The sequence below is a fragment of the Embleya sp. NPDC055664 genome (genome assembly GCF_053618075.1).
The window spans coordinates 1-22277 of the sequence record NZ_JBSHGZ010000029.1; the positions used below are offsets into that span (position 1 = coordinate 1).

Below are 22277 nucleotides of genomic sequence, written 5' to 3' on the forward strand. Positions count from 1 at the left end.
CAGGGGGCGGGCGTGGGCACCGCCGCGGTCAAGGGCGCGGCCCAGGGCGGGCAGACGGCCGGCCGCTCGTCGCTGATCGCGGGCGGGGTGGTGGTCGCCGTCGCGGTCGCCGCGTTCGCCCTGGTGGACACCGACAAACCCAAGCCGAAACACCCCTCCCCGCCGGTCGCCGCCTCCGCGCCGGCCCCACTGCCGCCCGCCCCGCCCCCCGCCGAGACCCAGCCCCCGCAACCCTCGCCGCCCAAGCCGGCCGAGGTGGAGTCACCCGAGCCGACCCCGCCGGCCGCCTCGCCGCGCCCGGCGCCCACCACCCGCCCGCCGACCCGGCCCGCCCCGACCGTCAAGCCCACCCGCTCCGGGCCGACGCTGGTGGCGAACAACAAGGAGTTCCGGGTCGACGACGACAAGGTCGGCTTCCGGTGCGACAACCGCGCCGGCAAGTGGTGCGAGAACCCGACCATCACCGTGCCCAGCGCCCTGGCCGTGGCGCTGATGCCGGCCGGCTCCACCGCCGAGTGCACCGAGATCAAGGGCAAGAACGGCTCGCACTACACCCTGTGCCGACGCTGAGAGGCACACCCCGAACCGGCGCCGAGCCGGCGACCACTAGGTGTATTCACCCGTGAGGTTGGTGACGCGGCCGGCGGGTGAATACACCTAGCGCGGAGGGCGCGCCGTACCCGCCCACGGCGCCGCCGCCTCCAACTGCCCGGCGAGGCGCAGCAGTGTCGTCTCGTCGCCGTAGCGGCCCGCGAACTGCACGCCCACCGGCATCCCGTCGGCCGTACCGCCCAGCGGCACCGACATGGCCGGCTGCCCGGTGACGTTGAACAGGCTGGTGAACGCCGCCATGCCGCGCATCCCCGCCAGCGCCGCCCGCGGATCCCGGTTGGGGTCCAACTCGCCCAGCTTCGGCGGCACCACCGCCATCGTCGGGGTGAGCAGCACGTCGAAGCGCCCGGTCAGCCGGGTCACCGCCCGCCCGATGGTGTGCATCGTGTCCACCGCGGCCAGATAGCGCGCCAGCGTCAGTCGCCGGCCCTTGTCCACGATCAGCTCGGTCGCCGCGTCCAGATCGCCGGGCCGCAACTCGCGCCCCAGCTCGGCCAGTCGCAGGTCCACCATGCGCGCCATGTGTGCGGCGCTGATCGGCGCGATCACCTCGCCGGGCCGGGTCAGCGTGTCCGGCCATTCGACCGGCTCCACGTCGTGCCCCAGCGCCTCGCACAGCGCCGCCGCCTCCTGCGCGGCCCGGGTGCACTCGGCGTCCACGAGCACGTCGGCGTCCACGGGGTTCAGGATCAGCCCGATCCGCAAGCGCCCCGGGTCCGCGCCCACCTCGGCGGCGTACGGGCCCACCGGCTGCGGCGCGTGGTAGGGGTCGCCCGGCTCCGGGGTGCCGGTGACATCGAGCAGCGTCGCGCTGTCACGGACCGTGCGGGTGACCGCGTGCGCCACCGAGAGCCCGGCCCAGGACTCGCCGCGGTCGGGCCCGGCGGTGACCCGGCCCCGGCTCGGCTTGAGACCGAACAACCCGCAGCACGAGGCCGGGATCCGGATCGAGCCGCCCCCGTCGGTGGCGTGCGCGACCGGCACCATGCCCGCCGCGACCGCCGCCGCCGAGCCGCCGCTGGAGCCGCCGGCGCTGTGATCGAGCCGCCAGGGGTTGTGCGCGGGACCGAACAGGGCCGACTCGGTGGTGGTGCCCAGGCCGAACTCGGGGGTGTTGGTCTTGCCCACGATCAGCACACCCGCCACCCGCAACCGGGTGACCAGGGTGCTGTCCCGCTTCGCCGGCGCGCCCGCGAACAGGCGCGAGCCGTTGGTGGTGGGTGTGCCGGCCACGTCGCACTCGAGGTCCTTGATCAGGTACGGCACCCCGGCCAACACGCCGGGCAACAGACCCGCGACGGCGGAGCGGGCCTGCTCCTCGCACAGCGCGACCACCGCGCCCAGGGCTGGTTCGCGCTCCTTGATCGCGGCGAAGGCGACGTCGAGCACCTCGTCCGCGCTCACCTCCCCGCGGGCGATCAGGCCCGCGAGTCCGGTGGCGTCATGGGACTGATACTCGTCGATCCGCACGGTGGGACCTCCTGGGCTGGGGAAACACGTTCGCCCCGCACCGTACGCGACCGTACCGACTCGCCGTGTGGCTGCTCGGCGGATCGGCACAATCCGGCGCGTCCGGCGGGCCGCCGCCCGCTCAGCCGACCGAGGAGTAGGCGACCACGCCGCGGCGCAGCCCCTCGATCGCCTTGCGGGCGGTGCCGCCGACCTTGCTGTCGTCGGGCGCGGCGGCGGCGATCTGGCCGAGTACGTCGACCAGTTGCTTGATCCAGCGGACGAAGTCGCCGGCCGGCAGGTCGGCGTCGCCGAGCACCGCGTCCAGGCTCATCCCCGACGCCCACGAGTACGCGGTCCAGGCGAAGCCCAGGTCCGGCTCGCGCAGGAAGTCGAGGTGGTGCTGCCCCTCCAGTGCGTCGAGGTGGCCCCACAGCCGGACCATGTCGACCAGCGCCGACGTCGTCGTCCCGGCAGGCACCTTCGGCGACATCGCGTCGTCGGGCTGCCGCGACTCGTACACCAGCGCGGACGCGCACGCGGCCAGCTCCGCCGGGGACAACTCCTCCCACAGGCCCTCGCGCAGGCACTCCGCGGTCAGCAGGTCCAGCTCGGCGTAGATCCGGGCCAGCCGGCGCCCGTCCTCGGTGACCGTGTCGCCCGCCAGATAGCCCAGGTCGGTGAGCATCGCGCAGACCCGGTCGAAGGTGCGCGCGATGGTGTGCGTGCGGCCCTTCATCCGGCTCTCGATCACCTGCGTGTCGCGCAGCAGCCGGTGGTAGCGCTCGGCCCAGCGCGCGTGCTCCTCGCGGTCGTCGCAGCCGTGGCACGGGTGTTGCCGGATCGCCTGGCGCAGCCGGGCCAGCTCGGCGTCGGCGGCGGCCGGCGAGCGCTGCTTGCGCCCCCGGGGGTGGTCCACGTGGCCGGCCTTGGTGCGCAGCGAGGACGCCAGGTCGCGGCGGGACTGCGGATTGCGCGCGTTGAACGAGCGCGGGATGCGCAGTCGGTCGATCGCCTCGACCGGCACGGGGAAGTCGATCCCGGCCAGCCGGCGCGCCTGGCGGTCCACGGTGAGCACGAACGGGCGCGGCCCCTCCGGGCCCTGGTCGGTGCCGGGGTCCAGGACCACGGCCAGACCCGCGTACTTGCCGGTGGGCACCATGATGATGTCGCCCGACCTGAGCTTCTCCAGCGACGCGGCGGCCGCGGCCCGGCGCTGGACGGCGCCCTCGCGGGCCAGCTCCGTCTCGCGGTCCTTGAGCGCGCGCCGCAAACTCCCGTATTCGGCGAAGTCGCCGAGGTGGCAGGTCATCGCCTCGCGGTAGCCGGCCAACCCCTCCTCGTTGCGCTGCACCTGGCGGGTCAGGCCGACCACCGAGCGGTCGGCCTGGAACTGCGCGAACGAGGTCTCCAACAGCTCGCGCGAGCGGTGCCGGCCGACCTGGCCGACCAGGTTGACCGCCATGTTGTAGGACGGCTTGAAGGAGGACCGCAGCGGATACGTGCGGGTGCCCGCCAGGCCGGCCAGGTGGGCCGCGTCGAAGCCCTGGTGCCACAACACCACCGCGTGGCCCTCGATGTCGATGCCGCGTCGCCCGGCGCGGCCGGTGAGCTGGGTGTACTCGCCCGCGGTCAGGTCGGCGTGCGTCTCGCCGTTCCACTTGACCAGCTTCTCCAGCACCACCGAGCGGGCGGGCATGTTGATCCCCAGGGCCAGCGTCTCGGTCGCGAAGACCGCCTTGACCAGGCCCTTGACGAACAACTCCTCGACGACCTCCTTGAAGGTCGGCAACATGCCCGCGTGGTGTGCGGCGATGCCGCGCTGGAGCGCGTCGAGCCAGGAGTGGTAGCCCAGGACGTGCCGGTCCTCGTCGGGGATGCCGGTGGTGCGCGCCTCGACGATCGTGCGCACCTCGGCCCGCTCCGCGTCGCCGTTGAGCCGCAGACCCGCGTGCAGGCACTGCTGGACCGCGGCCTCGCAGCCCTTGCGGCTGAAGATGAAGGTGATCGCGGGCAGCAGGCCCTCGGCGTCGAGCCGGTCGATCACCTCGGCGCGGCTGGGCGTCCAGATCCGGCTGCGCACCGGTCGGGCCTCCTGGCCGCGGTTGCGCCGGTAGCGGTCCTGCGGGCGCCCGGCCCGCTCGCTGTCCATCCGCCCCAGGCGCACCAGCTCGGGGTTGACCTCGGTGTGGTTCTCGTCGGTGAACAGGTCGTAGGTGCGGTTGCCCGCGATCACGTGCTGCCACAGCGGCACCGGGCGGTGCTCGGAGACCACGACCTCGGTGTCGCCGCGCACGGTGCCCAGCCAGTCGCCGAACTCCTCGGCGTTGCTGACCGTCGCCGAGAGCGAGACCAGGGTGACCGATTCGGGGAGATGGATGATCACCTCCTCCCACACCGCGCCGCGGAAGCGGTCGGAGAGGTAGTGCACCTCGTCCATGACCACGTAGCCCAGGCCCGCGAGCGCGTTCGAGGACGCGTAGAGCATGTTGCGCAGGACCTCGGTGGTCATCACGATCACCGGGGCGTCGGAGTTGACCGAGTTGTCGCCGGTGAGCAGGCCCACGTTGGCCGCGCCGTAGAGCTTTTGGAAGTCGGCGAACTTCTGGTTCGACAGCGCCTTGATCGGTGTGGTGTAGAAGCACTTGCGGCCCTGTTCCAGGGCCAGGTGCACGGCGAACTCGCCGACCACGGTCTTGCCCGAACCGGTGGGCGCGGCGACCAGGACCCCCTTGCCGGCCTCCAGGGCGCGACAGGCCTCGACCTGGAAGGAGTCGAGACCGAAGGGGTACTGCTCGCGGAACGCGTGCAGACTCGTGCGTTCGTCCGCGGCACGGCGCCGGGCGGCCGCGTAGCGCTCGGCCGGGGACATCTGGGTATCGCGGTCCGTGCCGCGTGCGGGATCGAGAGGCATCTCGTCAAGCAGACTACCGGCCGGGACCGACGGCTGTGATCACCTTTTTTCGATCTTGCCGACCGGCGGGTCGAACAAGCGACCGCGGCACACCCGAGCGATCCGCGCCGCCCGGCACGGCCGGGCGGCGCGGCGAGCACCGCCGTACGCCTCAGCCGGCCGGCGCGGGGACCAGCGCCCGGACCGCGGCCGGCACGCAGTCCGCGGTCAGCGGCAGCGCGCCCAGGCGCTCCCCGTCGGCCCAGCCGCTGAGCCCGCGCGCGGTCAGCGACACGGTGGCGGCCCGGTGCACGGTGACCAGCGGGTGGCTCACGTGCCGCCCGCCGTAGACCTTGGGGAACACCCGCAACAGCTCGGCCCGCCCGCAGGCGGCCACCACCGTTATGTCGAACAGCCCGTCGGCGAGGTCGGCGCCCGGGCACATCCGCATGCCGCCGCCGTACGAGCGACCGTTGCCGACTGCTATCAGCGTCGCCTCGACCTCGAACGGCTTGCCGTCCAGTTCCAGCTCGTAGTCGATCGCCTTCAGCGCGCCGAGTTCGCCCAGCAGCGCGGCGTTGTAGCGGGTCCGCCCGCCCGCCCAGGTCATCCGGTTGGCCCGCTCGTTGACCCGCGAGTCGAAGCCGGTGCACAGGATCGTGCCGAACCAGCGCTCGCCGACCCGGCCCAGGTCCACCGGGCGGATGTGCCGATCCGCCACCACGCGGGCCGCCGCGGCCACGTCGCCCAGCGGCAGGCCCAGCGCGCGGGCGAAGTCGTTGCCGGAGCCGATTGGTATCACGCCCAGCGGCGTCGGCGTGCCGGCGACCGCCTGCAGCGCGGCGGCGACCGTGCCGTCGCCGCCGACCGCGACCACCGCGTCCACACCCGTGCGGACCACCGAGCGCAGCCGGGCGATGCCCTCCGCGGCGCCGGGAGCGGACACCTGGTGCGGCGTCAGCCCCCGGTCGCGCAGCAGGTCGGCGGCGATCGACGCGGCCTTGAGGCCACGCCCGCGGCCCGCGGTGGGGTTGACGAATATTGCGATCTCCCGAGACACAAGGCGCGAGAGTAGCCCACCGGACTCAGGTGATGTCGTCCACCCTGCCGACCGGGTCGACCGCCTCGCGCTCGTCCACCCGGTTCGGCGTATCCACCGGGGTGACGGAGGTGTCGAGCACGGACGCCTCGTCGTCGTCGAGGTCCGCGCCGAACACCTCGGCACGGCGTTTGCCGCGCCGACGGTCGTTGACGAACGCGACGATCAGCGCGAGCCCGTACAGGATCGTGATCGGGATGGACAGCAGGACCATCGTCACCGGGTCGGTGGTGGGGGTGGCCACCGCGCCGAAGACGAAGATGCCCATCACGACCCAGCGCCACCAGCTCGCCAACTGCCGAGCGGTGACCACGCCGCCTATGTTGAGCATGATCAACACCAGTGGCAGCTCGCACGCGACACCGAAGACGACGATCATCCGCAGCACGAAGCTGAGGTAGTCGTCCACCTGGATCTGGGTGCTGGCGTCCTCGAGGGTGAAGTCGGTGAGCACCTCGAGCGCGTGCGGCAGGACCCAGTACGCGAAGTAGGCGCCGCCCGCGAACAGCGGGAAACCCACGCCGACGAAGGCCAGCGTGTACTTCTTCTCGTTCTTGTGCAGACCGGGGGCGAGGAACGCCCACAGCTGGTACAACCACACCGGCGCGGCGACCACCACACCGGTGGCCAGCGAGATCTTCAACGCGGTGGAGAACGGCGAGAGTACGCCGGTCTGCACCAGGGCACCGTTGCCGCACTGGGTGGCGCCGGTGCCCTTGATCGTGGTCAACCCGCAGACGGGTTTGACCAGGAACGCGCCGATCTCCTTGTAGTAGATCGCGGCGACGATGGTCACGACGATGATGGCCAGGAGCGCCTTGACGAGGCGATTGCGCAATTCGCGCAAGTGCTCCATGAGAGGCATGCGCCCCTCGGCGTCCTTGATCTTCTTCTGTTTCGGGCCGGACCTGCGTCCTCGCCCTGCCTTGTCAAGCACCTCGAGGGCCGACTCCTAAACAGGCGCGTACGGACTCAGCGACGGTTGTGGTCGGGCTCGCCGACCGGCCGCGCCTCGTTCACGTCGCCCGGAGCGGCCGAGATGGTGCGCGGCGGCGCCTCGGTGGTCTTGGCACTCTTGTCGGACGCGGGAGCCTCGGCCGCCCCGTCCTCCTTCATCGCCTTGGTCTCGCTCTTGAGGATGCGCAGCGAGCGACCCAGCGCCCGCGCCGTGTCCGGCAGACGCTTGGCGCCGAACAACAGCACGACGACAACCAGGATCAGGATGATCTCGGGCCAACCGAGCTTGCCAAACATAGTCAGTACCTCATTGCCGGGGCCGGGGGGTTACGGGTTCGATCGTACGCCGGTGCGGATGACGCACGTGCAACGCAATGGTGGCGAACAACTGCACCGGGCGTAACCCCCAGGGGTCACGCGGGCGAATCAATGCCGGTGCGCGGACGCGGACCGCGGGTGCGGAACGACGTCTTCTCGCGCCGTGGGGCGGCCCGCCGCGTCCAACTCGGCCGCCGCCCGGGACAACCGGTCGGCGGCGTCGGCGACGGTTCCACCCAAGCGGCGAACGTCACCGAACAACCGCACGGCGAACCAGGCGAGGACGCCGAGTCCGACGAGCACGAGCACGAGGAAGAGCAGGACCCACGGCAACATGCGGCGACCCTAACAGCCCGCGAAGGCCCCGTTCAGCGTGCCACCTGCATGGACGACACCCCGCCGTCGGTGAGCAGTTCGACGATCCGCTCACCGGCCGGGCGGCGCACCGAGTCCGCGCAGGTGGGGCAGCGGAAGAGGTAGAAGGACTTGTTCGGTCGCAGCACCAGCCGTAGCTGATCCGCCGTCAGCTCCACCCGTCCGCATACCGGGCAGCGCGCCGTGAACGTCGACACCGTGGGCCTCCTCGCAAGGTCGGGAAGGTTGTCGTCGGTGGTACCGGGAGGTGCCGGCGGGCCGGATCCCGGGGCGTGTGCCGTTTTTGGACAGTCGCCCGCGGACCCGGCCGCTCGGTCTAGTCCGCGTAGGCCGCGAGCGCAGCCGACGCGGTGCGTCGTACATCGTCGACCAGCTCCGGCGGGGAGATCACCCTGCCGTGTCCGCCCAGGCGCAACGCCAGCCGCCGGATCCCGGCGGGGTCGGGCGTGCGCAGGGTCAGCCGCAGACCGCCGTCGGCCAACTCCTCGACCTTGTCGTAGCGGTAGTACTCGGTGACCCAGCGCCCGCCGGGCCCCAGTTCGAGCACCACCTCGATGCCGTCGGCGGCGGTCGGCGCGAAACCGTCGGCCAGGTCGAGCGGTTCGATCGGCTGCGGCTCGGACGCCTCGTCCAGCAGCACCGCCTCGGCGACCCGGTCGAGCCGGAACAACCGACGCCCCTCGGCCTGGCGACACCACGCCACCAGGTAGGTGTGTCCGTCGACCAGGACCAGCCGGATCGGGTCCACCTCGCGCTCGGTGATCTCGTCCCGGCGCGGCACGTAGTAGCGCAGCCGCAACCGGCGCTTCTCGCTCACCGCGCGGTCCATCGTGGCGAACGCCGACTCCTGGGCCGCGTCGTCGCCCTCGAACTCGACGGTCACTCCCTCGGCGGCGCGCGCCGCCTCGCCGGCCGCGTCCTCCAGCTTGGCGGTCACCCGGCCCAGCGCCACCTTGTCCCGCTCGCGCAGCCCGGACAGCCCGGCCAGCGCGCGCAGCGCCACAAGCAGCGCCAACGCCTCGTGCGGGGCCAGGCGCACCGGGCGCACCGGGGCGTCGGCGTTGTCCAGGAAGACCCGGCCCTCGAAGTCGACGTGCGGCTCCAGCAGGTCGTCGGCCATGAAGCTGGTACCGCACATGTGCAGGGTGCCCAGGTCCGCCTCGACCTGGGTCACCGGCAGACCGAAGGCGCGCGCCACGTCGTCGAGTTGGGTGCCCGGGCGCTCGCGCAGGTAGGCCACCAGGGACAACAACCGTCGGGTGTCGTCGATCGCGTTGCTCATCCGACCTTCACCTGTCCCGTCGCCCCGTGGGCGGCCTCGCGCAGTTGCGCGACCACGGCGTCGCGCAGGTGGGGCGGCTCCAGCACGACCACATCGGGGCCGAACTCGGCGAGCCAGTGGTGCAGTCCGTGTCCGTGACTCATCTCCAGCTCGTCCCAGCCCTCGCCGGCCGGACGCACCGCGCTCGCGCGCGCCCGCAGCGGGAACCCCGCGCCGGCGCGCACCCGGATCCGGGCGATGCCCTCGCCGCCCTCGCCGGCGAAGCGCGCGACCTGGGCGCGCACGTCCACCTTCGCCGGCACCTCGGCCGAGAACGGCTCCTTCAGCGGCTTCGGCTTGGGCTTGTCGGCGATCCGATCCAGCCGGAACACCCGCTGCTCGCCCCGGTCGCGGGCGAAGCCGACCAGGTACCAGCGGCCGCGCCAGCAGCTCATCCCCCACGGCTCGACCACCCGCGCGGTGACCTCCGCGGCGCCCGAGCGGCGGTAGGCGAACTGGATCGGCCTGCGGGTGCGCAGCGCGTCCAGGAGCGGACCGAACGCCGGCTCGCGGGCGGTGACCCTGGGCTCGACGCTGGTCAGCGGGGCCGAGTCGATCTCCACGCCTGCGGCCTTGAGCTTGTACAGCGCGCCGGTGGCGGCGCCGGCCAGCGCGGACTGCTGCCAGGCGCCGGCGGCCAGGGCGAGCGCCGCGGCCTCCTCCGGGTCCAGCTCCACCGGGGGCAGCGTGTTCGCCTCGGGACGGATGCGGTAGCCGTCGGCCGACTCGATCAGCGGGTCGTTGGCACCGGTCTCGACGATGAAGCCGAGCTCGCGTACGTCGTCCTTGTCCCGCTCGAACATGCGGTCGAAGGCTTCGTCGGACGTGCACAGCCGATACGACTCGATCGACTGCCGCAACTCTTCCTTGGTGACGTAGCGACGGGCGGCGAGCAGGCACATGACCAGACTCACCAACCGCTCCTGCTTCGGAATCGCCATCAGATCCCAGTCCCTCCCACACGGCGCAGCCCCGACCGTACCGCGTTCGGCGCGCGGGTTGGTCCCGGCCGCCGATCTGCCCCCCGAGTTCGCCCGCCGCAGGCCGGCGCCGTTAGGCTCTCGGACCGTGATCACCTGGCGACGCGGCGAAGTGACGGCGATCCGACGGGCCTGGCGCGGGGCCGTGGAGGTGACGGTGGCGGTGCCCGAACCCGAGCCCGCCCGCACGTTGCGCGCGATCGCCTACCCACACCTGACCGGCACCCCCGAGGTCGGCGACACGGTGCTGCTCAACACCACCGCGCAGGACATGGGCCTGGGCACCGGCGGCTACGCGCTGGTGGTGGCGCTGCCCGAGCGGCTGCCCGCGGACCCGCCGCCCGGGCCGGGGCATGTGGTCAAGGCCCGCTACACCCCGATGCAGGCGGTGGTGCTCGGCGTCGACGAGCAGGACTCGCCGCACCACGCCACGCTGAGCGCGGCCGACTCGCTCGACGGCATGCCGGTGGTGGTCGCCGACCTGCACTCGGCGCTGCCCGCGATCTGCGCCGGGATCCGCGCCGCGCGCCCGGACGCGCGCGTGGTGTACGTGATGACCGACGGCGGCACACTGCCGCTGTGGTTCTCGATGACCGTCGACACGCTGCGCACGCACGGATGGCTGGCCGCCTCGATCACCGTCGGCCAGGCGCTGGGCGGCGACCTGGAGGCGGTCACCCTGCACACCGGCCTGCTGGCCGCGCGCCATGTCGAACACGCCGACGTGGCGATCGTCGCGCAGGGCCCGGGCAACCTGGGCACGGGCACCCGGTGGGGCTTCTCCGGAGTCGCGGCGGGCGAGGCGATCAACGCGATCGCCACGCTCGGCGGGCGCCCGGTCGCGTCGCTGCGCATCTCCGACGCCGACGGCCGCGAACGCCACCGCGGCGTCTCCCACCACAGCCTCACCGCATACGGCCGAGTAGCCCTGGCCGCGGCAGACGTGATCGTCCCGATCCTCCCCGAGCCCCTGGCGACACAGGTGGCAGCCGACATCACCCCACTACAAGCCCGCCACCGCATCCACATGGAACCCACGGAAGCCCTGAACGAAGCCCTACAAACCAGCCCGGCCCCCCTATCCACCATGGGCCGCCCTCTGGAAGCCGACCACGCCTACTTCCTGGCCGCAGCCGCAGCCGGCCACTGGGCCGCAACCCAACTCCCCACCTGACCCAACCAACACACCCAGTCCGACCGGCACATCCAGCCCGCCCGGCGGCTTGAGAACAGCAGGCCGGCCAAGAACACCACCAGCCCAGCGCCAAGAACAGCCGGCCCCACTCCCAGCCCGCCCGGCGCATGAGAACAACGGGCCGGCCGGCCAACCCCCAGCCCGCCCGGCGCTTAAAAACAGCAGGCCCCGGGCCGGCCAACACCCAGCCCGCCCGGCGTCGAGACCAGGCAGCCCAACCCCAGCCCGCCCGGCGCTTGAGGACAGCGGGCCGCAGGCCGGCCGACACCCAACCGCCGAGCGCATGAGGACCCGCCGCCCGCCGGCCAGGAACGCAAACGGCCCCGATCCGCGCAGCGTGCGCGAACCGGGGCCGTCGACGAGTGCGGCTAGCGCACGCCCAGCAGGTCCACCACGAAGATCAGCGTCTCGCCCGGCGCGATCGCCCCCGGCGCTCCGCGGTCCCCGTACGCCAGGTGCGCCGGAATGACCAGCTTGCGCCGACCCCCGACCTTCATCCCCTGCACGCCGCGGTCCCAGCCCTCGATGACCTGACCGACACCGAGCCGGAAGTCCAGCGGCCGGCCACGGTTCCAGGACGCGTCGAACTCCTCGCCGGAGGAGAACGACACGCCGACGTAGTGCACGCTGACGTCCTGGCCCGCCTGGGCCACCGCGCCGTCGCCCTCCCAGATCTCGGTGATCTCCAGGTCGGCGGGCACGCCGCCCTCGGGGAAGTCGATCTCGGGCTTCGTAAGCTTGCTCACAGCGGTATCCGTATCCGTTCGAGTACTGAATGCGCGTCCAACGTACCGGGCGACCCGCCCGGTCCGACCACCACACCGACCGTCAGGCGGCCGTACCGCCCAGCGCGTCGACGATGTCCACGACGAACACCAACGTCGAGTTGGCCGGGATTGTCGGCGGCTTGCCCTCGGCGCCGTAGCCCTTGTCCGCGGGCAGCACCAGCAGGAGGCGGCTGCCGACCTTCTGGCCCACCAGACCCTCGTCCCACCCGGGCACGACCTGGCCGACACCGATCTTGAACGCGGTCGCGCCGTTGTGGTCCCACGACGAGTCGAACTTGGTGCCCTTGTCGAAGAGCGCGCCGGTGTACTGCGCCACCAGCGTCTGGCCCTTCTGGACCACCGGGCCGGTGCCCTCGATCAGCGGCTGCACGACCAGCTTGGTCGGCGCGGCGGTGCCCGGCGGGATGGAGATCTCCGCGGCCTTGCCCGACTCGACCTTCGCCACCGGCAGACCGGCCGGCGGGGTCACCGCGGCGCCCTTGGCCTCGGCCTTGCTGTCGATCGTCTTGGTCGACTTCAGGTCCAGCATCAGCACGACGGCCTGCTTTTCCTGGGTCACCTTGGCCGGGACCACCACGAGCATCCGGGTGCCGACCTTCTTGCCGATTATCCCCTGCCCGATCTCCTTCAGGAGCTCCGCGCTGCCCGCCTGGAAGACCTCGGGGGTCTTGGTGTCGTACGAGTTGCCCGCGTCCGTGCCGTCCCAGTTCTTGCCGACGGTGTCCGCGACGACGTAATCGTCCTTCTTGATCACATCGCCGGTGCCCTCGATGAGGATCTTGGTCGTCGTCTTGTCGCCGGACTTCCCCTTGGGGATCTTGATGTCCGGCTTCTGCCCGAAGGCACCGGTCACGATGGGTGTAACGGTTTTTCCTCCGTCGTCATCGCCACACGCGACCGCGGTGAAGGCCAGTGCGGGGACCAGAAGGAGCGCAGCGAGACGGCGCACGATGTTCCTCTGCTGAGATGGACAAGGACCGGGACACTCTATGGGGTCCCGATGTGAGGGCGACGTGAAGACGACAATCGCGTTCAGGCCACTTCGCGACCCGGCCGGCGCAACCGCGCCGCCCAGCGCCCGTCCTCGGCGCGCACCGTCAGCGGAATCCCGAAACACTCGCTGAGGTTGGCGTCGGTCATCACCTCGCGCACCGGCCCCGCGGCCACCGTCGCACCGCGCCGCAGCAACAACGCGTGGGACACCGCGGTGGGCAACTCCTCCAGGTGGTGCGTCACGATCACCAGGGTCAACCGCGGATATTCGCGCGTCAGCGAGTCGATCGCCTCGAGCAGTTCCTCACGGCTGGGCAGATCCAGCGCGTTGGCCGGCTCGTCGAGCAGCAGCAGCCTCGGATCGGGCATCAGCGCCCGGGCGATCCGGGCCCGGCCGCGCTCACCCTGCGAACACACCGCGATCTCGCGCCGCGCCAACCGCTCCAGACCGAGCAGCGCGATCAACTCCGCCGCCCGGGCGTGTTCGGCCGGCCCGTACTTGCCGTACAGGGGCTGCACCGTGCCGCTCGCGCCGGTGAGCACATAGTCGGTCACCGTCAGGTATTCGGGCACCCGCAGCGCCGCGTTGACCGCGCCCACCTGCGCCCGGACCTCGCGCACGTCGACCTTGCCGAGCCGCTTGCCCAGCACCGTCACCGCGCCGTTGCCCGGAAAACGCAACGCGCCCGCCAACGCCAGGATCGTGCTCTTGCCCGCGCCGTTGTGCCCCAGCAGCGCCCAGCGCTCGCCCTCGCGAACCGTCCAGTCCACGCCGACGAGCATGTCGGTGCGCCCGGCGGGCCCGTGCGCCCACACGTCCACCCCGTCGAGCTCGAAGACGGGCGGAGCGATGTCCCATGCAGGTGTATCGACCATCGATCAAGCATGCCGGCCGCCCACCCGACTCCCGACGCGGGAGGGGGTGGGCGGCGGCCTCGTCTCACATGCCGGCCGGCGCGGGTCGAGACGCCCGGCTCACATGCTGGCGATCAACTTCTCCACGCGGTCGTCCACCGACCGGAAGGGGTCCTTGCACAGCACGGTGCGCTGCGCCTGGTCGTTGAGCTTGAGGTGCACCCAGTCGACGGTGAAGTCGCGCCGCTGCTCCTGGGCCTTCTTGATGAACTCGCCGCGCAGCCGCGCCCGAGTGGTCTGCGGCGGCAGCGACTTCGCCTCGAAGATCTTCAGGTCGTTGCCGATCCGGTCGACCTGTCCGCGTCGCTCCATCAGGTAGTAGAGCCCTCGGCGCCGGTGGATGTCGTGGTAGGCGAGGTCTATCTGCGCCACCCGCGGCGAGGACATGGGCAGGTTGTGCTTGGCCCGATAGCGCTCGATCAGCTGATACTTGATCACCCAGTCGATCTCGCGCCCGACCAGATCGAGATTGCCGGAGTCGATCGCCTCGAGGGTGCGCTCCCACAGATCGAGCACCTTCTCGACCGTGCCGGTGCGGATGCCCCGGCGATCGGCGAACTCCTGCGCCTTGGTCAGGTATTCGCGCTGGATGTCCAACGCGCTGGCCTCGCGGCCGTTGGCCAGCCGCACCTTGCGCGAGCCGGTCATGTCGTGGCTGACCTCACGGATCGCCCGGATCGGGTTCTCCAGGGTCAGGTCGCGCATGACGATCCCGGCCTCGATCATCCGCAACACCAGGTCGGTCGAACCGACCTTGAGCAGCGTGGTGGGCTCGGCCATGTTGGAGTCGCCGACGATCACATGCAGTCGCCGATAGCGCTCGGCGTCGGCATGCGGTTCGTCGCGCGTGTTGATTATCGGACGGGAACGGGTCGTGGCGGAACTGACGCCCTCCCAAATGTGTTCGGCGCGCTGACTCACGCAGTACACCGCACCACGCGGCGTCTGGAGCACCTTGCCCGCGCCGCACAACATCTGACGGGTCACCAGGAACGGGATGAGCACGTCGGCGAGCCGGGAGAATTCCCCGTGCCGCGCCACACAATAGTTCTCGTGGCAACCGTAGGAGTTGCCGGCGGAATCGGTGTTGTTCTTGAAGAGATACACGTCACCCGCGATGCCCTCTTCGTGCAGCCGCCGTTCGGCGTCGACGAGAAGACCCTCGAGAATGCGCTCACCGGCCTTGTCGTGCACGACAAGTTCCGGCACCGAGTCGCACTCGGGCGTCGCGTATTCGGGGTGGCTGCCCACGTCCAGATACAGCCGGGCCCCATTGCGTAGGAAGACATTGCTGCTTCGGCCCCACGAAACGACTCGGCGGAAGAGGTACCGCGCCACCTCGTCCGGGGAGAGCCTGCGCTGCCCCCGGAACGTACAGGTGACGCCGTACTCGTTCTCCAGCCCGAAGATGCGGCGGTCCATGCTGCAACATTACGCCGACGACGCGCCGTTCCGGGACAACTCCGCGTCGGTGGTTTTCACAAGCTGGATCACGTTTGGGATCAGCCGGCCCCGACCGGCCAGCAATACCAGCAATCCGAGCCCCGCACCGACCCCCGCAACCGCGAACGCACCCCGCGCGCCGGCCACTTCCCCGGCCCAGCCGGCCACCGCCATGCCCAGCGCCGCGCCCGCGCCCATCGCGGCCACCAGCCACGCGAACGCCTCGGTCACCGTGCCGCGCGGCGCCAACTCGTCGATCAGCGTGAACACGCACGCGATCGCCGGCGCCAGGAACACCCCCGACAACACCGCAAGCGGCATCATCAACCACGGCCCGGGCACCACGATCAGCGGCAGGTAACACACCGTCAGCCACCCCATGAACCACAACAACCGGCGGGCCGGTGGGGTACGCCAGGCCCGTACCCCGTGCACGAGACCACCCAGAAGCGCGCCGAACGACATCGCCGCCAGGAACACCCCCGACAGCGCGTCCGAGCCCTCGCGGTCGGCGTACGCCACCGCCGCCACGCTCAACACGCCCAGCGCGACCCCGGCCAGCGTGAAGGCCGGCAGCACCACGCGCAGACCGGGCGAGCGCAGCGCCCCGGCCCAGTGCGGCGTGTGCGGCTCGCCGCGCCAGACCCGCGACGGGTGCGAGGTGGCCACGATCAGCGTGCCCGCGACGCCGACCAACCCGGTCAGCAGCACGGCCAGCTGCGCCGAACCCAGCTGGACCACGACCACCACGATCAGCGGCCCCACGGTGAACAGCACCTCCTGGGCGGCGGCGTCCAGCGCATAGGCGGCCTGCACCCGCTCGGGGGTGAGCACCGAGGGCCACAACGCCCGCAACCCGGCCTCCAGCGGCGGCGTGGTGAAGCCCGCCACCAGCACCGCCGCCACCGCCACCGGGAGCGGATGGGCACCCACCAGCGCGAACACCGCGTAGGCCAGCGCGGACACCGTCGCCGAACCGATCAGCACCCGGGTCTGCCCGCGCCGGTCCATCCACCGCCCGAGCACCGGTTGCCCCGCCGCACTGGCCAGCCCGTACACCGCGGACAACGCGCCCGCCAGGCCGTAGCCGCCACCGTCCGCGCGCACCAGCAGCAGCACCGCCAACGCACCCATGCCGTTGGGCAGTCGCCCGAACAGCGTCCCGCCGAGCAGCCGCCCCGCGTAGGGCACGCGCAGCAGCTCCAGATAGGTCCGCATCCGCGGATACCGCCCTCCCGTGCCGCACCCGACACATCCGCTCATCCCGAAGTCATACGTATGACTATCCCGTATCACTGTGCCCGCCCGGTCGGCCGCATGGCAAGCGCGTTCTAGGCTGGACCCGCCCCGCCACCCCGCCCCGCCAGCACCCGCCACCCCGCCCCGACTCCGCCGCCCGAGGTCACCGTGCCGCCGCCCCCGCCCCCCGCCGGTCGCCCGACCAGCAAGGACGTCGCCCGACACGCCGGCGTGTCGCAGTCCACCGTGTCCCTCGTCCTCGCCGGCAAATGGCGCGGCCGGGTCTCCCCCGCCACCGTCGAAACCGTGCGCGAGGCGGCCGCGGCCCTCGACTACCGGCCCAACACGTCGGCGCGATCGCTGCGCCTGGGCCGCACCCGCACCGTGATGCTCGTCGTACCGGTGCTCACCTCGCCGTTCTTCGGCGCCGTGCACAGCGGCGCCGCCCGAGTGGCGGCCGAACGCGACTTCGGCGTCGTCGTCTACCCCACCCTCGACGGCGCCGACCTGGCCCCCAACGCCTTCTCCCCGGCCGCCATCGACGGCGTACTCGCCTCCTCGATGGCCGCCGAACCACTGGACGTGCTGCGCTCCGCCGGACCCGGCACCGGCCACCTGCCCCTGGTCATGCTCGACAGCGAACCCGGACACGGCCTGCCGACCGTCAACCACGACGTCGCCGAGGGCATGCGCACGATCGCGCGGCACGTGATCGGCCTCGGCCACCGGCGCGTGGCCCGGCTGCGCTCCACCGTGCGGACCTGGACGTTCGAGGCCCGCGACGCGGCCTTCCGCGCCACGCTCGGCCCCGCCGAGGTGGTCGCCGAGGCATCGGCCCCGCTGACCCTGGACGGCGGGCGCGAGGCGGCGCTGAGCCTGCTCGCCGCGCCCATCCGACCCACCGTGCTCGTGTGCGACGACGACCTCCAGGCGGCCGGCGCCTACAAGGCCGCCCGCACACTGGGCCTGCGCGTGCCCGACGACCTGTCCGTCACCGGCTTCGACGACATGCGCTACGCGCGCGTGGTCGAGCCCGAACTGACCACCTTCCGGCTGCCCGCCGTCGAACTGGGCACCCGCGGCATGAGCGCGCTGCTCGACCTGCTCGACACCGGCGACGCGGGCCCCGACGTGGTCCTGCCCGGCGAGCTGGTGATCCGCGGCTCCACCGCGCCCCCGACATCGGCCTGACCCCGCCGGCGCCGCCCACACGCGTCAGGGCCCGCACACCGAGGCGGTGTACGGGCCCTGTGACGGGATCCGGGCGGATGGGGCGCCCGGGAGCGGAAAACCCGCGGGACTACTCCTCGCCGGCCTCGGGAGCGGTCTCCGGGGCGGCCTCGGCCGCCCCCTTCTCCGCCGTCGCCTCGCCGGTCGGCTCGGCCTCGCCGAGCAGGCGGGTCAACTGACCGCCCACCAGACGCTTGAACTTGCGCTGCTGCGGCCTGGTGCGGTCCAGCGTCGCGACCTCCAGCTGCGAGGCCGTGATGGAGCGCTTCTCGCCGACACCGTCGCGCGAGAGGGCGTCGACCGCCACCTTGAGCGCGTCCTCCAGCGACAACCCCTCGCGGTGCCGGCGCTTGAGCTGGTCGGTGATCTGCTCGACGTTGCCGCCCATCGCCACGTAGTTGTGCTCGTCGGCGACCGAACCGTCGTAGGTGAGCCGATAGATCTGGTCGTCCTCGGGCGCGGCGCCCACCTCGGCGACGATCAGCTCCACCTCGTAGGGCTTCTCCCCCCCGCTGGAGAAGATCGTGCCCAGCGTCTGCGCGTACACGTTCGCCAGGCCGCGAGCGGTGACGTCGTTGCGCGCGTACGAGTAGCCGCGGATGTCGGCGTAGCGCACGCCGCCGATCCGCAGGTTCTCGAACTCGTTGTACTTGCCCACCGCGGCGAACGCGATGCGGTCGTAGATCTCACTGATCTTGTGCAGGGCGCGAGAGTAGTTCTCCGCCACGAACAGGATGCCGTCCGCGTAGGTCAGCACGACCACGCTGCGGCCCCGGGCGATGCCCTTGCGGGCATAGTCGGCCCGGTCCGCCATGGCCTGCTGCGGCGACACATAGAAGGGCGTCGTCACCGTGGAGTCCTTTTCGTCGAAGCCGGTCTCGAAGGGTCGGCTGGTGGGGTCGTCGACATCGACGTCAGGTCAGCGGGGCGGTCGGGCCGTCGGGGGCGTCCATGCGGGCGTTCACCACGGTCCGGACGATGGCACCGACCTCATCGGAGGAGAGCCGCCGGATGCCGTCCTCGGTCACCAGGGTGACCACCGGGTAGATCCGTCGGGTCAGGTCGGGACCACCGGTGGCGGAGTCGTCGTCGGCCGCGTCGTAGAGCGCCTGGATGCACACCTGCACGATGCCGTCGGCGTCCAGACCGGAGCGGTAGAGCTTCTTCAGCGCGCCCCGGGCGAACAACGAGCCCGAACCGACCGCGTGGAAGCCGTGCTCCTCCGACCGGCCGCCGGTGACGTCGTAGCTGAAGATCCGCCCGACCCCGCCGTCCACGTCGAAGCCGGCGAACAGCGGAACCACCGCGAGGCCCTGCATGGCCATGCCGAGGTTGCCGCGGATCATCTGCGACAGCCGGTTGGCCTTGCCCTCCAGCGAGAGCGTGGTGCCCTCGATCTTCTCGTAGTGCTCGAGTTCGACCTGGAACAGCCGGACCATCTCGACCGCGAGCCCGGCGGTGCCGGCGATGCCCACGACCGAGTACTCGTCGGCCGGGAACACCTTCTCGATGTCCCGCTGTGCGATCAGGTTCCCCATCGTGGCCCGCCGGTCACCGGCCATCACCACGCCACCGTCGAACGTCGCGGTCACGATCGTCGTACCGTGCGGCGCCTCGATCGTCACGGGCTGCAGCGGCGGCGTCCTACGCGCGGGCAACAGCTCGGGCCGATACGCGTCGAGGAATTCGGCGAACGAGGACGACCCGGGGGTCAGGAAGGCAGCCGGTAGACGCCCGGTGCCACGAGTGTTGGCTTCCACACGATCCCTTCCACATAGGTTGCGGCCCGGCGCAACGCGTCGGGTCGATCCTTGAACATGCCCAGTGCGGCATTGCAGTCGAAGCAGAGTACGGCTCGGACCCTACCGGTTTCGTGATCATGATCGACGTGCTCGGGCCGGGTGGACCGACAGATCGGACATACGCCCATTTGGTCGGCGACCATGGCCCGATAATCGGCCTCGGTCATGCCGTACTTGCGCTTGAGATGCCCGACACGACCCTCAATTTTGCGACAGGCTTTACAAGCCGCCGCCAAACCATCCCACTGCCGGGCGCTTTTATGCCATTCGGGATGCGGTTTGATCTCTTCGCATTTCGGACAGCGCTTATGCCCGTCCGGCACGTCGATTTTGGGCCGCACCTTGAATCCGGCCCGCTCCCGTCGGGCACGGTACGAATCTGCATCCCGCCTGCGGAAACACTCACGGCAATACCATGAAAGCCCGTCAGGATTTCCCGCACTGCGCCTGAAATCCTGAGCAGGCTTCCATGCCTTGCAATCAGGGCACTCCTTGCCCGATTTCAAATCGGACATTTGGTACTATTCCCCACCTTTCTGCACAAACCCGCGCACAAATTCCTCGGCATTCTCCTCGAGCACCTCGTCAATTTCGTCCAATACCGCGTCGACGTCGTCCGTCAACTTTTCGTGCCGTTCCTGCACGTCCGACTGGGCTTCGGCGGTGGTCTCCTCGACCTCTTCCGAGCGCTTTGTCGCGCGCTGTTGACCGCCGCTGTCCTTAGTGGCCATGTCACTCACCCCACCTTGAGATCATTTCCTTGAACCGGTGCTTATCCATTCCCTGGAGGATCCACACCCCCGATCCCGAAGGATCGGGGGTGTAAGTGCCAACGAGTGTCGGATGCCCGGTGTTCCGGAACACGATTTATCCGTCCGTTCGCTTTGTTCCCGCGAACGGGCGAGGTCACCCACCCGTGAGCGCGCGGACCAGATCCTCGGCGGTGCGGCAGCGGTCGAGCAGGTCCTTCACGTGGGCCTTCGTCCCGCGCAGCGGCTCCAGGGTGGGTACCCGCTGGAGCGAGTCGTGACCGGCGACGTCGAAGATCACCGAGTCCCACGAGGCCGCCGCGACCTCGTCGGCGTACTGCTCCAGACACCGGCCGCGGAAGTAGGCCCTGGTGTCCTCCGGCGGCAGATGCACCGCGCGCTGCACCTCGGCCTCGCCGGCGATCCGCTCGAAGCGGTCCTCCAGCTTGTTGTACAGCCCCTTGTCGGGCCGTACGTCGGCGTACTGGAGGTCGACCAGGTGCAGCCTCGGCGCGTCCCAGTCGAGGGCGTCCCGCTGCCGGTAACCCTCCAGGAGTTGGAGCTTGGCCACCCAGTCCAGCTCGCGCGCCAGCGACATCGGATCGGTCTCCAGGCGGGCGAGCACCGACTCCCAGCGGTCGAGCACGTCCGTGGTGTCGGCGTCGACGTCCTTGCCGAACCGGTTCTCGACGTACTTCCGGGCCAACTCGAGGTATTCGAGCTGGAGCTGGATCGCGGTCAGCTTCCGGCCGCTGCGCAGCGTGATCAGCTGCTTGAGGGTCGGGTCGTGGGACACCTCGTGCAGCGTGCGCACCGGCTGGTCGACGGTCAGGTCGTTGCCCAGGAAGCGGTCCTCGATCATCGACAGGACCAGCGCGGTGGTGCCGAGCTTGAGGTAGGTGGACACCTCGGACAGGTTGGCGTCGCCGATGATCACGTGCAGGCGCCGGTACTTCTCGGCGTCCGCGTGTGGTTCGTCGCGGGTGTTGATGATCGGCCGCTTGAGCGTGGTCTCCAGGCCGACCTCGACCTCGAAGTAGTCCGCGCGCTGGCTGATCTGGAAGCCGTGCGTGGAGCCGTCCTGGCCGATGCCCACCCGGCCCGCGCCGCAGATCACCTGCCGGGAGACGAAGAACGGGGTCAGGTGCCGGACGATGTCGGCGAACGGCGTGGCGCGCTGCATGAGGTAGTTCTCATGGGTGCCGTAGGACGCGCCCTTGTTGTCGGTGTTGTTCTTGTAGAGCAGGATCTGCTGCCCGCCGGGCAGCTCGCCGGCCCGGCGTGCGGCCTCGGCCATGATCCGCTCGCCGGCCTTGTCCCAGATCACCGCGTCGCGCGGGTTGGTGGTCTCGGGCGCGCTGTACTCCGGGTGGGCGTGGTCGACGTAGAGCCGAGCGCCGTTGGTCAGGATCACGTTGGCCAGACCGACGTCCTCGTCGGTCAGCTGGCTCGAGTCGGCCAGCTCGCGCGCGAGGTCGAACCCGCGCGCGTCGCGCAGCGGATTCTCCTCCTCGAAGTCCCAGCGGGCCCGGCGGGCCCGCTGCATCGCTGCGGCGTACGCGTTCACGATCTGGGAAGACGTCAACATCGCGTTGGCGTTCGGATGTCCGGGTACGGAGATTCCGTACTCGGTTTCGATGCCCATCACACGCCGGACGGTCATGCGACCCCCTCGTCCCTCACCCGGCCGGTACCCGTCCCACACTCTCCGTGGTCGGGGTACACCCTGGTCATGCTGCCGAGCCTATTGCCGTTGGATTGCCTTGGGGATACGGCCGGAACTATTGCCCTGTGCGGAAGTGTCGTGCCGGCACGGCGCCGGGGGCCGCGGGGGGGCGGGGACAGCCGGGGGGGGGGGGGGGGGTGGACGCCGCCGACTCGCGCGAGCCGGGTGCGGAAAATAGTGGGACGTGCGCGCG

At 71.1% G+C, this 22277-nt stretch carries 21 protein-coding genes and 1 pseudogene; 3 read left to right on the top strand and 19 right to left on the bottom strand.

The window, feature by feature from the left end:
* Nucleotides 1–570 (top strand): annotated as a pseudogene (locus ACWGR4_RS34345) (hypothetical protein); the annotation flags it as partial.
* An 87-nt stretch (nucleotides 571–657) separates the two neighbouring features.
* Here the strand turns inward: ACWGR4_RS34345 and ACWGR4_RS34350 are convergent.
* From ACWGR4_RS34350 to ACWGR4_RS34390, 9 genes are all read right to left on the bottom strand, one after another.
* Nucleotides 658–2082 (bottom strand): amidase, encoded by a 1425-nt coding sequence (locus ACWGR4_RS34350; RefSeq protein WP_452134032.1) that lies wholly within the window; start codon nucleotides 2080–2082, stop codon nucleotides 658–660.
* 121 nt (nucleotides 2083–2203) lie between these two features.
* Complete coding sequence (locus ACWGR4_RS34355) at nucleotides 2204–4933, bottom strand: DEAD/DEAH box helicase (RefSeq protein WP_452134033.1); 2730 nt, start codon at nucleotides 4931–4933, stop codon at nucleotides 2204–2206.
* A 193-nt stretch (nucleotides 4934–5126) separates the two neighbouring features.
* Nucleotides 5127–6014: a YegS/Rv2252/BmrU family lipid kinase gene (locus ACWGR4_RS34360; RefSeq protein WP_380001070.1), complete on the bottom strand. Its 888-nt coding sequence runs from the start codon at nucleotides 6012–6014 to the stop codon at nucleotides 5127–5129.
* A gap of 25 nt (nucleotides 6015–6039) precedes the next feature.
* The gene (tatC, locus tag ACWGR4_RS34365) at nucleotides 6040–6918 is read right to left on the bottom strand and encodes a twin-arginine translocase subunit TatC (protein ID WP_380001072.1); all 879 of its coding nucleotides are present in this window, start codon (nucleotides 6916–6918) and stop codon (nucleotides 6040–6042) included.
* A 107-nt stretch (nucleotides 6919–7025) separates the two neighbouring features.
* Entirely contained in the window at nucleotides 7026–7307 is a 282-nt protein-coding gene (tatA, locus tag ACWGR4_RS34370; protein ID WP_078978608.1) for a Sec-independent protein translocase subunit TatA, read from the bottom strand.
* Between the two features lie 129 nt (nucleotides 7308–7436).
* A complete protein-coding gene (locus ACWGR4_RS34375) occupies nucleotides 7437–7664 on the bottom strand; it encodes a hypothetical protein (RefSeq protein ID WP_380001074.1) in 228 nt (75 codons plus the stop codon).
* A 32-nt stretch (nucleotides 7665–7696) separates the two neighbouring features.
* Nucleotides 7697–7900, bottom strand: a complete 204-nt coding sequence (locus ACWGR4_RS34380; protein ID WP_078978606.1) for a hypothetical protein — start codon at nucleotides 7898–7900, stop codon at nucleotides 7697–7699.
* Between the two features lie 119 nt (nucleotides 7901–8019).
* The gene (locus ACWGR4_RS34385; protein ID WP_380001076.1) at nucleotides 8020–8985 is read right to left on the bottom strand and encodes a helix-turn-helix transcriptional regulator; all 966 of its coding nucleotides are present in this window, start codon (nucleotides 8983–8985) and stop codon (nucleotides 8020–8022) included.
* Nucleotides 8982–9965 (bottom strand): helix-turn-helix transcriptional regulator, encoded by a 984-nt coding sequence (locus ACWGR4_RS34390; protein WP_452133454.1) that lies wholly within the window; start codon nucleotides 9963–9965, stop codon nucleotides 8982–8984. Before ACWGR4_RS34390 ends, ACWGR4_RS34385 begins: the two co-directional genes overlap by 4 nt.
* 127 nt (nucleotides 9966–10092) lie before the next feature.
* On the opposite strand from ACWGR4_RS34390, the gene ACWGR4_RS34395 reads away from it, so the two are divergent.
* Nucleotides 10093–11178: a DUF3866 family protein gene (locus ACWGR4_RS34395; RefSeq protein ID WP_380001080.1), complete on the top strand. Its 1086-nt coding sequence runs from the start codon at nucleotides 10093–10095 to the stop codon at nucleotides 11176–11178.
* Nucleotides 11179–11567: 389 nt separating this feature from the next.
* Here the strand turns inward: ACWGR4_RS34395 and ACWGR4_RS34400 are convergent, their stop codons facing one another.
* The 5 genes from ACWGR4_RS34400 to ACWGR4_RS34420 all read right to left on the bottom strand — a co-directional run bounded on the left by ACWGR4_RS34400 (nucleotide 11568) and on the right by ACWGR4_RS34420 (nucleotide 16556).
* Nucleotides 11568–11945, bottom strand: a complete 378-nt coding sequence (locus ACWGR4_RS34400; protein ID WP_452133453.1) for an FKBP-type peptidyl-prolyl cis-trans isomerase — start codon at nucleotides 11943–11945, stop codon at nucleotides 11568–11570.
* Between the two features lie 82 nt (nucleotides 11946–12027).
* The gene (locus ACWGR4_RS34405) at nucleotides 12028–12840 is read right to left on the bottom strand and encodes an FKBP-type peptidyl-prolyl cis-trans isomerase (protein WP_452133452.1); all 813 of its coding nucleotides are present in this window, start codon (nucleotides 12838–12840) and stop codon (nucleotides 12028–12030) included.
* 179 nt (nucleotides 12841–13019) lie between these two features.
* A complete protein-coding gene (locus ACWGR4_RS34410; protein ID WP_246126500.1) occupies nucleotides 13020–13856 on the bottom strand; it encodes an ABC transporter ATP-binding protein in 837 nt (278 codons plus the stop codon).
* Between the two features lie 99 nt (nucleotides 13857–13955).
* The gene (gene pafA, locus ACWGR4_RS34415; protein ID WP_078978599.1) at nucleotides 13956–15317 is read right to left on the bottom strand and encodes a Pup--protein ligase; all 1362 of its coding nucleotides are present in this window, start codon (nucleotides 15315–15317) and stop codon (nucleotides 13956–13958) included.
* A 9-nt stretch (nucleotides 15318–15326) separates the two neighbouring features.
* Entirely contained in the window at nucleotides 15327–16556 is a 1230-nt protein-coding gene (locus ACWGR4_RS34420) for an MFS transporter (protein WP_452133451.1), read from the bottom strand.
* 189 nt (nucleotides 16557–16745) lie between these two features.
* On the opposite strand from ACWGR4_RS34420, the gene ACWGR4_RS34425 reads away from it, so the two are divergent.
* Entirely contained in the window at nucleotides 16746–17768 is a 1023-nt protein-coding gene (locus tag ACWGR4_RS34425) for a LacI family DNA-binding transcriptional regulator (protein WP_452133450.1), read from the top strand.
* 109 nt (nucleotides 17769–17877) lie between these two features.
* Here ACWGR4_RS34425 and prcA read toward each other — a convergent pair whose 3' ends face one another.
* From prcA to dop, 5 genes are all read right to left on the bottom strand, one after another.
* The gene (prcA, locus tag ACWGR4_RS34430) at nucleotides 17878–18657 is read right to left on the bottom strand and encodes a proteasome subunit alpha (RefSeq protein ID WP_452133449.1); all 780 of its coding nucleotides are present in this window, start codon (nucleotides 18655–18657) and stop codon (nucleotides 17878–17880) included.
* A 64-nt stretch (nucleotides 18658–18721) separates the two neighbouring features.
* Nucleotides 18722–19567: a proteasome subunit beta gene (gene prcB / locus ACWGR4_RS34435; protein WP_380001095.1), complete on the bottom strand. Its 846-nt coding sequence runs from the start codon at nucleotides 19565–19567 to the stop codon at nucleotides 18722–18724.
* Nucleotides 19519–20124: an endonuclease VII domain-containing protein gene (locus ACWGR4_RS34440; RefSeq protein ID WP_452133448.1), complete on the bottom strand. Its 606-nt coding sequence runs from the start codon at nucleotides 20122–20124 to the stop codon at nucleotides 19519–19521. The genes prcB and ACWGR4_RS34440 overlap by 49 nt, the downstream gene beginning before the upstream one ends.
* 6 nt (nucleotides 20125–20130) lie before the next feature.
* A complete protein-coding gene (locus tag ACWGR4_RS34445) occupies nucleotides 20131–20340 on the bottom strand; it encodes a ubiquitin-like protein Pup (protein ID WP_078978594.1) in 210 nt (69 codons plus the stop codon).
* A 175-nt stretch (nucleotides 20341–20515) separates the two neighbouring features.
* Nucleotides 20516–22021 carry a depupylase/deamidase Dop gene (gene dop / locus ACWGR4_RS34450; protein ID WP_078978593.1) on the bottom strand — a complete coding sequence of 502 codons (1506 nt, stop codon included), beginning with the start codon at nucleotides 22019–22021 and terminating at the stop codon, nucleotides 20516–20518.
* Nucleotides 22022–22277 lie beyond the last annotated feature (256 nt).